At 33.3% G+C, this 13647-nt stretch carries 14 protein-coding genes; all 14 read left to right on the top strand.

The genetic code is table 11. From position 1 onward, the window contains the following. The first annotated feature begins 17 nt into the window (after positions 1–17). The 14 genes from ATG70_RS13295 to ATG70_RS13225 all read left to right on the top strand — a co-directional run bounded on the left by ATG70_RS13295 (position 18) and on the right by ATG70_RS13225 (position 13568). Positions 18–2024, top strand: a complete 2007-nt coding sequence (locus ATG70_RS13295; RefSeq protein ID WP_098444769.1) for a peptidoglycan D,D-transpeptidase FtsI family protein — start codon at positions 18–20, stop codon at positions 2022–2024. Positions 2025–2063: 39 nt separating this feature from the next. After that, positions 2064–2525: a hypothetical protein gene (locus ATG70_RS13290; RefSeq protein WP_098444768.1), complete on the top strand. Its 462-nt coding sequence runs from the start codon at positions 2064–2066 to the stop codon at positions 2523–2525. 645 nt (positions 2526–3170) lie between these two features. Then, complete coding sequence (locus tag ATG70_RS13280) at positions 3171–3503, top strand: hypothetical protein (RefSeq protein WP_098444766.1); 333 nt, start codon at positions 3171–3173, stop codon at positions 3501–3503. A gap of 606 nt (positions 3504–4109) precedes the next feature. Then, complete coding sequence (locus tag ATG70_RS13275) at positions 4110–4559, top strand: ASCH domain-containing protein (RefSeq protein WP_098444765.1); 450 nt, start codon at positions 4110–4112, stop codon at positions 4557–4559. 483 nt (positions 4560–5042) lie between these two features. After that, positions 5043–5558 carry an RNA polymerase sigma factor gene (locus tag ATG70_RS13270; RefSeq protein WP_257147692.1) on the top strand — a complete coding sequence of 172 codons (516 nt, stop codon included), beginning with the start codon at positions 5043–5045 and terminating at the stop codon, positions 5556–5558. Next, the gene (locus tag ATG70_RS13265; protein WP_098444764.1) at positions 5542–6591 is read left to right on the top strand and encodes a DUF4030 domain-containing protein; all 1050 of its coding nucleotides are present in this window, start codon (positions 5542–5544) and stop codon (positions 6589–6591) included. Before ATG70_RS13270 ends, ATG70_RS13265 begins: the two co-directional genes overlap by 17 nt. A gap of 190 nt (positions 6592–6781) precedes the next feature. Then, complete coding sequence (locus ATG70_RS13260; RefSeq protein ID WP_179886269.1) at positions 6782–7345, top strand: sigma-70 family RNA polymerase sigma factor; 564 nt, start codon at positions 6782–6784, stop codon at positions 7343–7345. Beyond that, positions 7338–8408, top strand: a complete 1071-nt coding sequence (locus ATG70_RS13255) for a DUF4030 domain-containing protein (protein WP_098444762.1) — start codon at positions 7338–7340, stop codon at positions 8406–8408. Before ATG70_RS13260 ends, ATG70_RS13255 begins: the two co-directional genes overlap by 8 nt. A 1123-nt stretch (positions 8409–9531) precedes the next feature. Then, positions 9532–10101 (top strand): sigma-70 family RNA polymerase sigma factor, encoded by a 570-nt coding sequence (locus tag ATG70_RS13250; protein ID WP_098444761.1) that lies wholly within the window; start codon positions 9532–9534, stop codon positions 10099–10101. Continuing rightward, positions 10091–11164, top strand: coding sequence for a DUF4030 domain-containing protein (locus ATG70_RS13245; RefSeq protein WP_098444760.1), 1074 nt, complete (start codon positions 10091–10093; stop codon positions 11162–11164). The genes ATG70_RS13250 and ATG70_RS13245 overlap by 11 nt, the downstream gene beginning before the upstream one ends. A 144-nt stretch (positions 11165–11308) precedes the next feature. Beyond that, positions 11309–11842, top strand: coding sequence for a GrpB family protein (locus tag ATG70_RS13240; RefSeq protein ID WP_098445816.1), 534 nt, complete (start codon positions 11309–11311; stop codon positions 11840–11842). An 84-nt stretch (positions 11843–11926) separates the two neighbouring features. Continuing rightward, positions 11927–12565, top strand: coding sequence for a DUF1349 domain-containing protein (locus ATG70_RS13235; protein WP_098444759.1), 639 nt, complete (start codon positions 11927–11929; stop codon positions 12563–12565). Positions 12566–12753: 188 nt separating this feature from the next. Beyond that, positions 12754–12927 carry a serine kinase gene (locus tag ATG70_RS13230; RefSeq protein WP_098444758.1) on the top strand — a complete coding sequence of 58 codons (174 nt, stop codon included), beginning with the start codon at positions 12754–12756 and terminating at the stop codon, positions 12925–12927. A 191-nt stretch (positions 12928–13118) separates the two neighbouring features. Further along, positions 13119–13568 carry a cupin domain-containing protein gene (locus tag ATG70_RS13225; protein WP_142329581.1) on the top strand — a complete coding sequence of 150 codons (450 nt, stop codon included), beginning with the start codon at positions 13119–13121 and terminating at the stop codon, positions 13566–13568. The last annotated feature ends 79 nt before the right edge of the window (positions 13569–13647 follow it).

Here is a 13647-nt window from a genome sequence, read left to right as displayed (position 1 = left end):
AGTTTACAGGGGGCATCATGAATAGCATAAAGAAAGAAAAAAGGAGTCATTTACCATACCGGCTAAATATATTGTTTTTGTTCGTATTCTTACTGTTTTCTGTTTTAATTTTTCGTTTAGGATATCTCCAATTAGCTCAAGGTGATGATTTTGAAAATCAAGTAGAAGAAACAGATAATGTGGAGGCTAAAACAACTTCCCCTAGAGGTATGATGTTTGATCGTTACGGAAGAGTTGTAGTAGATAATAAACCTACCTTTATTATTACTTATACTAAGACACAGGGGACTACTCAACAAGAAAAACTGGAAGTGGCAGAACATCTTTCAAAGTACATTGAGAAAGGGACTGAAAAATTAACTGAAAGAGACTTGAAAGATTATTGGATTATTACTCGTCCAAAAGAGGCAAGATCGAAGTTAAGCGATAAAGAAACCAAAGATCTTAGTGACAAAGATGCGTATCAGTTACAGTTAGATCGTATTAAAGAATCAGATCTAAATAAAATCTCAAAAAAAGAATTAGAAATTGCAGCCATTAAACGTGAAATGGATGGTGGATACGCATTATCTTCCCAAACAATTAAACAGGATTTGACGAAAGATGAAATTGCTGAAGTGAGCGAACATCTGAGTGACCTCCCGGGGATAGAAGTTGCAGCTGATGCGATTCGTGAATACCCTTATAATGAAACAATAAAAACTCTATTAGGAAATACAGGACAAATTGCCGAAGAGGAAGTAGATGCTTATCTTCAAAAGGGTTATGGATTAAATGATAGTGTGGGAATTAGTTTCTTAGAAAGACAATATGAAGAGTATTTAAGGGGACAACCGTCAAAAACAAAATTTGTAACTGATAAAGAAGGAAATCCAATTGGAGATCCAGAAGAAATTCCGGGCTCCAGAGGCGGAGATCTAGTGTTAACTTTAGATATGGAGCTTCAACAATCTGTAGATGAGATTTTAAAAGAAGAGATACAAGAAGCACGCTCAGAAGGAAATTATTCGTTGGAACGCGCTTATGCAGTAATGATGGAGCCAAAAACTGGAGAAGTATTAGCAGCTTCAGGACAAGAACTAACAAATAAGGGATTTGAAGATCGTTCATACGGAGCATTTATGGATGCTTATGCAATGGGATCTACTGTTAAAGCAGCTACTGTATTAACGGGCTTTCACTATAGGGCCATTCAACCCAATACTTATTTTTATGATACTCCACTATATTTTCCTGGAACAGAACCAAAGAAATCATATGTGAACATGGGGAGTATTAATGAATTAACTGCCCTTCAACGTTCATCCAATGTCTATATGTTTAATATTGCAATGGAAATAGCTAATCATAAGTATGAAAAAAATCAAGGCGGGGCTTTCGATATAGAAGCTTATTCAAAAATGAGGAATGTGTTTTCTCGATTTGGTTTAGGAGTAAGCACCGGAGTGGATATCCCTTCTGAAGCAACTGGTTATGAAGGGAATAGTAATATATTAGGTAATTTGCTTGATCTCAGTATTGGTCAGTTTGACACTTATACCCCTATTCAAATGGTTCAATACATTTCAACCGTAGCAAACGATGGACGAAGGATGGAAGCACATTTACTGAAAGAAGTTCATGAAGCTAATAATGGAGATGAACTTTCCAACAATATTTTATATCAGAATACGCCTAACGTTATGAATACTGTAAATGTTGATCAAAAGTACTTTGATGTTGTCAAAAAGGGACTATGGATGGTTACACATACTAATCAAGGTACGGCAAATTTCTTTAGTAATAAATCCTATAACCCCTCCGCAAAAACTGGAACAGCAGAGTTTGGAGAAGATAACTACAATTTAACTCTTGTTGGATATGCTCCTTCTGATGAGCCTGAAGTTGCTTTTGCAGTTGTAGTGCCAGATATCGATAACACTAATGAAATTAATCATGATATTAGCGAACGGATAATGGACAAGTATTTTGAAATGAAAAAATCAGGACATCAGATGGAAGTGAAAGATAAAGGAAATGACTAAAACATATCTCTTTTCAAATCTTGAATCGAGGAGAAATCAGTGCAAAAAAAATCAGTTTATTTACTTGTAATATCAATTCTTGTATTTAGTGTTTTTGTATACTATATATATGGACAAGAATATAGATACGCAAAAGAATTCGCGAATGAACTATATGAGTATTCAATTCCTCCAAACACAGTACTAATTGAGAAAGGTTATGATTTTGCCTACAACTATGGAGGAGGGCCTAGGGGTAATGGAGGATATCCAACGGTAGTCGCTTTCATGAAATTATCATCTTCTCTCAGTGAGCAAGAAATATTCAATTACTACAACCAAGATGATATTGAAGTATATTTTGACTGGTGGGTGGAAGAGGAAAAAGGCAAAGAGTGGTACGAGGGGATAAAACCAAAACCTCAAAAGCTAAGTGATAAGGAAAATATCAATAAAACTATTAAAGTCGTTATTCAAAAAAGAAGTCTCCTTGTCACTCCTTATGGGGAGGTCGTTTACTAAGTTAAATTTATCAAATTGGTTAATTAAGATATGGAAAACAAACTTATCTCAACTTTGAGTCTTCAACAATCTCGGAGCTTATCTGTAATAAGATAAGCTCCATATTTTATTTGGTTGTGTAAATGAAATAGTTTTGAAATAATTGGTAGTGAACATCTTTTGTAATCTTATTTTTATTTTTGGAGGAATTCATTTTGGAAAAGACATTAGTTAAAACTGGATTATATTCATTGGTTATTTCCTTTCTAATATTGTTTGCAGGGTTAAATAGAGTGAAGTCTACCACAGATGTAAATGGAATGACTTCAGTTATGGAAATTTCATATCCGGATTTCTTTTTTATGATTTCACGATATTCTATTACCATTTCATTCATTTTAGTTATTAGTGTATTTGCAATAATACAGTATAGGAAATACAAAAGAGTAAAACCATCTTGAAAGTTGGACATTTGGTTAAGAGGTAATAGTTGTTAAACGATTAGGTGCAGTTGAATTTTAAAAGTGATCTTCCTGTATCTCGGAGCTATTCTTCAATATAGTGCTTGATAACTGAATAGACACTTACAAAAGAATTATTGTGGGTTATGCACTTTAATGCTTCCTGAAAATGCAATAAAGAATAAATAAAAGGGTGATATTACTGGTGAAAAGTAATGAGGATACAGATGTTTTTAAACAAACTGTAAAGTTAATGTGCAAAATTAACAATATTTCTACGCGGAAACCGAGGTTTGAAGTCATTGATAATATGGTGGTTATCAGTATAAAAAACCATTTAGAAGATGGAGTAGATTTAGATTGCTTTAATATTTTAAATTTTATCTATCAAATAATTTCACCTCTAGGGGTTAAATTCAATCAACAATTATATCTTTATCCAAATTCAAAAAGAGTGGCTAGAGTAGTGATCAGTTTCGAAAAAGAAGATTACGAGGCTATAAAAATAAAAGTTAGGGGTGACACCATAAGTAATTAAAAGTCCAAATAATGTAGGGTTTTATGGTAAACGTATACAACCTTTTACTGCAATCTCGGAGCTTATCTGTAATAAGATAGGCTCATTTTTATGGGCATCATTTCCTTTAAAGATAACAATTCTAATGGTGATAGTGAAACAATTTTGTTTTATGTTCGTAAAAAGAAGAGAGAGATAAAATTTAACAGTTTTTCGTGAGGTGCTTATGAGAGAAAAGAAGTTTTTATATTTTATTGGATTTGTATCAATAGCTTCTTGGTTAGTTCATTTTCTTACATATTCAAATCAATATTCTAATCAAGAAATTATGGAAGGAATAATATTCATATTCTTATTAACAACCATTTATTTTGTTCTGATAAGAATATATTTTAGTTGGAATTCTGGTCCAAAGATCGTAATTCGCTTTTTATTTATTACTGGTCTAGTTCTTTTAGGTTGGATAACTTTTATAATTGAGTCGTCTGCATAGTAGACTCTAAATTAATTAATGTTAATTGGCTCTATTCAATATAATCGGAGCGTTAATCTAAAAAGAATTATGCCCTTTTTGTTTAAATTAGTAACAGGCCATTTAATTGAATAAAATAAGGAGATATATATATTATGAATCAAGCAGCCGAAATATATTGGAATGAATATTGGAAGAACCAAAATAAGCCTAAATCAGTTACTGCGTGGCAATTCGGAGTCGAGCCTGACAATCTTGCGCAATTAGTGATAGATGGTATTAAAACTGCAACATGTTCAGGGCATATATTTTATGAACTAGAGAATGAACCCCTTCCAACAACGGAAGATTACAATATTATTTTAAACAGTGATCATGAGCCTGTAGCAATAACTAAAACAATAGAAGTTACTATAACTCCAATGAATGAGGTTAGTGAAGGGTTTGCTATTGCGGAAGGCGAAGGAAACAGAACCTATCGATATTGGTTTGATGAACATGAAAAATTCTTTAGAAAAGAACTAAACGCAATTGGACGTGAATTTTCAAAGGATATGCCCCTTGTTTGTGAACGGTTTGAAGTGATCCATGTAAAAGATGAATAACTCAGTTTTAAACAATATCGGAGCATTTGCGGAACAAAAGTGAGCGCTCTATGTAGGTTTAGGGCAGCTGCAATTTGTTAGTTTTAAATGGGAGGTGAGCGTATGGATGATGCTGTATTTTGGGTATCTAGTATAGGTGGTATATTCAGTTTAGGGGGCGTTCATTTGGTATTACGCCTCGTTAGGAAAGAGAATTTCAAAGGAAGAAAAGGAAGCTGAAAAAGATTTAACTTATGAGACAAACCCTTTTACAGGCACTTCAAAAGATACTAGAGGTAAGAAATAATCATTTGTTTGACTATTTCATATTACAGAAAATCGGAGCGATTACAAGTAAGTATAAAATTAATGGGGATTTAAGCGTTGATTCTGTTGTGGATCAATGCTTTTTTAATTAGTATTATTCTTTTGTGTATTTTTTAATTGTGACCATTTTATTTCATTTGCGTCTAAGTAAGTAGATTGCGCAAAGGAGGAAAAATTTTGGAGGATGAAGTAGCTGAATGGTTTGATATGTACGGTGAATCGATTTTAACCTACATACTTTTGATTGTTAAAGATTATCAACGAGCTGAGGATTTAACACAAGAAACCTTTATCAAAGCTTATAGAAATCAACATAAGTTTGAACATAAATCGTCTGTAAAAACATGGCTGTTTTCCATTGCACGCAATGTGACCAGAGATTATTTTCGAAAAAAACACCCATTACAACATTATTTGAATTTAACGTCGGAAGAGAAAGATTACCATCCTATACCTGAACAAATTGTAGCTTTAAATTGGCAGACTGAGCAATTATATAAAGCGATTCAGCAATTAAAGCCTACCTATAGGCATGTCATCATTTTACGAAAGTTAAAAGAGCTTTCAACAGCAGAAACAGCCATTGTTTTAAAGTGGTCAGAAAGTAAAGTGAAAATGACTTTAAAGAGAGCTTTAGCTGAACTTAAAAATGAATTAATGAAATGGGGTGTTACCAATGAAATTTTCAGATAATCAGTTTAAGGATTTAGAGAAACAATTAAAAATAAATGACGCTTCTAAATATCAACTTAGAAGTAACATTTTACAAACTGTCCATAAAAATAATAAAAGTAAACCGAAAAGACAAATGGGGTGGATTGTCATAGCTGTTAGCTTTCTTTTTTTACTATCTTCGCCTTTTTACTCCACAACAATGGCAAGTGTTATGGAGAAAATACTACCGATTTCAATCACTCCAAGCTTTTCAGGAGGGGAAGATACACAGCTATCATCCCGACTCTATGAACTAGTTGAAAATGAGGGGTATGCCATTAATTCTTTAGGTCTAACGCCATCTCCCTATACAATTGAAATCTCACTCAATTTAAAGGATTCTACCTTGAAACAAGCAACGGAAGATCTGGAACCTAAGATTGAAAATTATTTAAGTGAAAATGGATACGACAAATATGTTCTAAAGATTTCAGAAACAAATAAAGCATATTCTCATGATCATGAGGATGAAACAGACATTCTTTATGACGAAGTAAGAACTATCGTGAAAGAAGTTTTTGCATCATATGGATACGCTGAAGAAGCAGATAATGAGTTGGTTGGTCTTAAGAAATCCTGGTTTTCAAATATTATTACACTTGAGATGCCAGACCATATTCAAGAGTCTAATAAAATCATTAATGAGATCGAGAAAGAAATAGAATCACAAGAGTTAGATGTAAAAGACATTGAAGTGAATAAGTTTAATCTTCAACATAGGAAACAAGATAATCGTTGGGCATTTATTTCAGCTGATATCTATGAAGGCATGGTAGGGAAATCAACTTATGAACTGACAGGATTATCATACAAGGTGAAGGATGGGCATTCCTATGTATCCATTAAAACTAATTTTAATGAACCTCCTTCTCAAGAAATAATCCAAGAAATTGAATTGTCGATTAAAGAATACTTGTCTTTACCTGAAACAAGAGAGTATATAAAAAATGACAAGTATACGATTCACCTTTTGTTGAAAAACGGAAAGGATTTTATTGAGATATCGAGTTAAATATAAGCTATTAACATCATTCATTTTGAACAATCATTCTTTGAATTTTACGTTAGCAGGACTTCCTTGTAAGGAGGTCCTTTTCGTGTGTATTAAAGGAAAAATAGTTGAGGTCTATTAGATATAGATGAAACCATTTAACTTCTATAAGAGTCTAAAGGTGGCAAGAGGATCGGAAGGGGTTTTGAAGATGAAAAAGAACGACCCGTCTTTAACGGGTGAAGTGGATGAAGACAAACTAGAAGTTCAAATAGTTGAGTTGGTTGATGAGCACTCCAAAAAAATCTATTTACTTGCATACTCTTACGTGCAAGATAAAGGATCAGCAGAAGATATAGCTCAAGAAGTCTTCTTAAAATGCTATAAGAATCTCAAGAGGTTTCGAGGAGAAGCGTCCATACAAACCTGGCTTTACAGAATCACAGTAAATACAGCGAAGGATCATTTACGCAAAAAAAGTTTTCAACTCTTGAAAAATCCGACTAGTTTTTTAGATAATTTCTTAAGATCTCAAAGTTCTGAGCAACTATACATAGAGCGTGAAGAGAATCGAGAGGTACTTGACTATGTTTATGACCTCCCCAGAAAGTATCGCGAAGTCATTGTGCTGCACTACTTTCATGAGCAGACCGTTACAGAGGTTAGTCAGGCTCTAGACTTAAATCTGAATACCGTTAAGACGAGGTTATCTAGAGCCCGTAATTTGTTGAAAAAAATCATGCTTGATCAGAAGGAGGAGAATTTCAATGGATGAGGATTTAAAGAAAGCTAAAGTGAATTATGAAGACCAATTTTCTTATGAAAATAGTTTAAGAATCAAAGAAGGAGTACTCACAAAAATCAACGAAGATAAACATCGACTTCGGTGGTTTAAACGTGTTTACTATCCGATTAGCATTGCCATGATTATGATTATCTTATTTATTGGATCAGCATTTTTCTCTCCTTCATTAGCAGGAGTCCTAGCTGAATTTCCATACTTGAGTGGTTTTTTTGAAGAAGAGAAATCAGATATGGAAGTAACAAAAGAGCTAGAAGAAACACTACTTGATATTGAACCAAATATTGGAGGACTGGATTCGGATTACGAAAACAAACAAATTACAGTTTCAATAAGAGGTGATGAAACCTACATTCAAAATGTAAAGCCTGATATTGTTCATGAAATGAAAGAGGTATTAACTCAACATAACTATACTGGATTTGATATACGCGTCGAACGCTTTATTCCATACGATGATAGCTATAGTCCAAGTGAAAATGAGAAGCGCATTAAGAAAGAAGAGGATCAAATCTCAAAAGAACTTGAGTCACTTTTACTTGAAGACAAATATGAAGTACTGTCCTATGGTGTGGATATAGGGTTAAAGAGAGTTGTAATCGATATTGCTAACAGTGAGTCAAAGGACGATATTAAAGAAATCAAAGCATACATTAAAGATGTTTTAACGAAACACAACCATGAGGAACTTGTAATTGAAGAAACAATAATTGATATGGAGAAACGTGATCAGGCAGATCGATGGACAGACGTAATTAGTATCATCTCTGACGGGCTGGAAAAGAAAAGCGACCTAAATGTGACAGAGGTTGCCTATTCAAACAATTCATCCACTTTAACGCTCTATATTAAAACGTCGATTAACTCCGCAGATCCTGGTAAAAAAGATGAAGCAAATGAAATAGTAAGCACTATTGAAGAATTTATAGATTCGGTACAAGCAGCTCCTTACGTTCAGGAAGATCCTTATAAATTAATTGTAGAAGATAAGGATGGAGTGGTTCTTTTAGAGAGTTTCCGAAAGAATAGTCAATAATTTTTAAGAAGAAAGATCACAAACTTGAAAAACACTATTTACTTATCAGACGTAAATCCTTAGAAAGGAATTACGTCTTTTCCTATTTTTTAAAAGGTTAAAGGTTGAGTAAATGGTTTCGGTTTGAAATAATTGGTATTAAGGGGGGCGACTGTTTATTGAAGTTAATAGCTCGCTCTTGCAGCTCAGTAAGTATTCAACAATCTCGGAGCTTATCTTTAATAACATAGGCTTCTTTTTAATTAAATGGCTATGTTAAAGTTTAATGTGATACTTCACAAAAAATAGGAACTTCCAGTTTTGTGGAAGTTCCTCTGTGGTATATTTTGCTTGTTAACTAAAGCAATAGGTTAATAAAGTTGGATATCATTTTCTCTCAATCACTGAAGATATCCTTCATTTCATTTTTTTCTTTTTTTAATCGTTGAAAATGCCTTTCTATCCGTCTTGCTATAAAAGGCAGAAATATAACTATTAACATAAGCCAAAGCATAAAAGTCCACCTTTATTTAAGAATTTCCCAGTCAAACTCCCCTAATCCTTCCGTTCAAGGATAAAAGAAATGTTAGATATTGAACTTACTTAATCTAAGTGTATCATAAGTTTTTGTACGAAATTTACCATCTTCCAGTATCTCGGAGCATATCTCAAAATAGATATGTTCTTTTTTTGTATAAGAGATGGATTTTTCAGAACTATTTTGAAATAATTGGTATTGGAAGAATAAATAAATGGAGGAATGTATTTTGAAAGTTGAATTTACAGGTCATGAATTAAACCCTGCTAACCCTGACAATGTCATTGAGTATGATAGTTATGCTCTTTATACTGATCATATTATGGGGTTCGGTCTAACAGAGTAGTGGAAGAAGAAGTTTTGTTTTACTTCTTCCACAAAATCGGAGCAATTGCGTAATTAAGTAGGCAACTAAATTAAATAAGCTCAAGCAATTTTCAGATAAGCTCAGAGTTATTGAACTCCGAGCTTTTTTGTGTGAGGTTTGTAAATTAGTCCTTGAATTAAAGTCATATTACTTTATTAAAAATATTTAAGAAAATGAAACTGCTTTGATAAATGTATAGTCTATAAGGTGCAGGATGAAGGTTGAAAGGAGGTTGAAAAGTGAAAAATAGAGATTCATTATTTGATAGGGAAGGATTTGACGATGAAACAGCTAGTGAAACGGAGATTGATTTGTTGATTAAAGAACATTCAAGACAAGTGTTTCTTCTAGCTTATTCATATGTGAAAGATCATTCTTTAGCCGAGGATATAGCCCAAGAAGTTTTTTATAAGTGTTACAAAAACCTACATAAATTTAGAAAAGAATCATCAATAAAAACTTGGATTTCTCGTATCACAGTAAATACTTCAAAAGATTTTTTGAGAAAACGAAAAAATAATTTATTTCATTCCCCCTCTCATCTTATGGAGGTGCTTGTTAAAAGGAAAAGTTCAGAAGATGAGTTTCTTGAGAAAGAGAATAGACAAAGTGTGATGGACATCGTTCTGTCTCTTCAGCCAAAATATCGAGAAGTTATTATCCTTTTTTATTTTCAAGATTTCAATACAGAAGAAATAGCGCTAGCTTTAAAACTGAATAGGAATACAGTTAAAACGAGATTATCTCGGGGGAGACTTCTTTTAAAAGAAAAAATTAGTGGTTTGGAAGGAGGCAACTATGAAACGTGAAGTTCAAAAAGGGAAAATCGAATTTGACGAGCAATTTTCTTTAGAAAGAGAAAACAGAATTAGAGAAAGAGTGAAAGAAAGGATTAGGGAACGTGATAATACACCCTATATCAATTATAAAGTTATCTATATATCCTGTGCTGCAGTCTTGTTATTTGGTTTAGTTGTCAGTTTATCATTCGTTTCACCATCAATGGCTTCTGTTGTTTCTAAAATACCGTTTCTAAATGAATTGATGGAGAAGGAAGATTCCATCGGTGTCGATTCCATCGGAGATCTCCTGATCCATGAACTAAAAGAAGAAAACTTTAAAGTTAGTCAGGGAACAAATATTAATTTTAGGGAAAAAACCATTTACGTAGGAATAGAAGGTACTAACGAATATTATCAAAAAAACCAAAAAGATATTATTGAAAAAAGTAATAGCATTTTAGATGCGCATGGTCTTGGAGCATACACTGTTGAAGTGACCAATCCTCAAGTAGAACAAGAGCCATACGACGATGGCATTACAGAAGAAATGCAAAAGAAGTACGATGATTATGAGAAGAGAAGTCTGGGTCTTAGCGAAAAAATCATGAGTGAACTAAACGAGCAAAACTATCAGGTTCAATCAGCTGATGTTCGAATTAATGACAAAGAGAGGTTTATATCACTTGAAATCCCTGTCTCTGAAACAAGAATAGAAGAGATTAAGAATTTTGTAAGGAAAGTTGCAGAAGAAAAAGAATCAGGTGAATTCAAAATAAAAGTTTATACATTTGATCCTATAAGAGAAGAAGCACAAGTACGATGGAGTCCTGTTATCGACACTTTAACAGAAGGATTAATTGGAAAAAGAGAGCTTAAAGTTGAATTAGTTGGTTTTACATTCTATTCAGATCCTTATACATTATCAGTTGACACTTCAATCGATAAGTCTAATCCTAATGCTTCAATGCTAGCAAATGAGATTGAAGATGAGATGAACACATTTATTAACTCAAAAGAGATAAAGAAAGTTGTAAATGGAGATGAATATCAGATTGTTGTTAAAAGCAAAGACGGTAAAAAAATAAATTAAATCATGGGATATATGCAAGTTAGATGTAGCTTAATATTCATTACCAATCTTCCACAATCTCGGAGCAAAAATGGAAGATCATGAGGATTGAACTCCAATTAATCTATGTTGAATTATTCACCTAGCAAGAGATCTGGAGGTGTTATATTGTCCGAAATTGTGATTAATGAGCATGACGAACAATGGTCAAAAACATTTATGTTATTGAAACAAGTGATCGAAATAAATCTGACCGATTTGATAATAAAGGTTGAGCATGTTGGAAGCACTGCTGTAAAAGGTCTTGGAGCGAAACCAATTTTGGACATCGATATAGTGGTGAAAAGTTATGAAGTAGTCCCTGCCGTTATTAAAGGTCTTGAAAAGATAGGTTACTTTCACCAAGAAGAATGGAGTTTTAAAGGAAGAGAAGCATTTGGTAGAAAAGATACTTTAACTCCGTGGGATGGAAACAATACAAATTGGATGGACCATCATCTATACGTGTGCAACAAAGATAGTAATGAGCTGGCAAGGCACATAGCTTTTAGGGACTATCTGCGGAGCGATCCAGAAGCAGTAGCTGAGTATGACAGAATCAAAAGAAACTTAGCTAATAGGGCGAAAGACAGAGCTGATTATACATACGGTAAAACTGACTTTATAACAAAAATCTTAGAAAGAGCAAATGGTGAATGACTTTCTTGTTATTCTATTATCTCGGAGCTTAAAGTTAATAACTCAATATTGGTTTGTTCTACTATTATTATTGGAGGTCAAAACATGGATAATAAGTGTATAGTAAAAGAGAATTTTGTTGGGGATAACATCAGTGATCTACTTAAGTGGCGTTGTGAACCGCAAACGTGGTTCTTAGATAAGGAATCTTCTCAACTAGTTTTCATATCAGATGAGAAAACCGATTATTGGCAGAACACACATTATGGATTCCGTGCTGACAATGGGCATTTTTTATATGCAAAAACAAACAGTAATTTTAGAATGACAACAAAGGTCCATGCATTACCGAATAATAAATATGACCAGGCAGGTTTAATGATACGATTTTCGGAAGACGTGTGGGTCAAAACTTCTATTGAATACATACCAGGTGGGGCAAGTAAGCTGGGGGCTGTTGTAACCAATAGAGGATATTCAGATTGGTCCACTCAATATGTCGATGACAAAGACATCGAATTATATTACAGGATCTCCAAAATCGGTCAGAACTGTTATGTTGATTTTTCAAGAGATGGAGAGAGTTGGAATCAAATTCGTATTGCACATTTAGACTATCCCGTGGATGAAGAGATCTTAGCTGGCATTTATGCGTGTAGTCCTCAAGGAAAAGGCCAAGAAGCTCGTTTTAATTTCGTTAAAATCGAAGAACTTGGAGATGACCCTGCCGTGGCTTACTTATAAAGTCGAAAGCTTTAATTAAGGGAAAGTGGAAAGTGGCTTTCGCGCTCGAAATACTTATATCAACACAAGAATATCTTGAAATCAAGTTTTACAGAAACTCGGAGCTAATCTGTAATAATCATAGTATCTTATGGCTTTTAAGAAGTAAGTGAAAGTAAAACGCACTATATAGGTTCGGAGGAATAATTTTGAGCTTTTTTATAGTTATTCCACTTATTTTGTTTGGTGGTTTTCTAGTCGGTTTAAAAATTAATGACATAGGCAATTTAGGTAATACCATTATGAACATAGTAGGGTTCGGATTTCTCTTCATTGCTATTTTATTTGGACGAAATAAGAAAGGAAATAAGCACTCAACTTAGACGGACAATACCTTCAAAGGAAATTCGTGATCTTCCTTTAAATCGGAGCGATTATTCATTAAGAATAGTCGCCTTTTCTTTAATAAAGAATGGGGAAAAGATTGTTGAAGACTCAGTTTCAAAACATTAGCTTGTATGAAACTAAATTGGATGGATATCGTAGGTTTATTAGGAAAGGGGGCTTACTTATTTTGAAAAAAACTAACTTGGCCAAGCTTATTTCAAATGGTGATTTTGAAGAAGCTAGGGTTATTAAACACGAAATGGATATGGATGAATTTGCAAATGAAATAATGGTAATAGCATTTGAAGAAAAAGATATTAGTGTTTATACATTCATTTATTACCTTCTAAGCAGTGAAGAAGATAGTAGGTTACATCGTATAGCTTGTAACCTCATGTGTCATGTTTTTAAAGACTATAAAGGCGCATACAAATCAGGATTATTCCATACAAGAAGGGCAATAGAACTTTCTCCTAATTATCTAGCTTATAGAGAGATGTTATTATTCTTTGGTTCAATTCCCAATAAACTAATTTCAAATCAAGAACTGAAAGAAGTATGTGCATTCATTTTAAGCAAAGATCCTAATAACGAGGCTGTGAAAGCATTCCAAAGTTTTAAAAGTCATAAAGTGTAGGAGTTTGTCTTGAAATCTAGTCTTCCACAAACTCGGAGCTTATCTTTAATAAGATAGGCTCTTTTTATCTGAAATAAAA

Origin of the sequence: Bacillus sp. es.036 (assembly GCF_002563635.1) — a bacterium.
Classification (GTDB): Bacteria; Bacillota; Bacilli; order Bacillales; family Guptibacillaceae; genus Guptibacillus.
The sequence above is the reverse complement of the archived record's forward strand: the minus strand, read 5'-3'. Positions and strand labels throughout refer to the sequence as shown.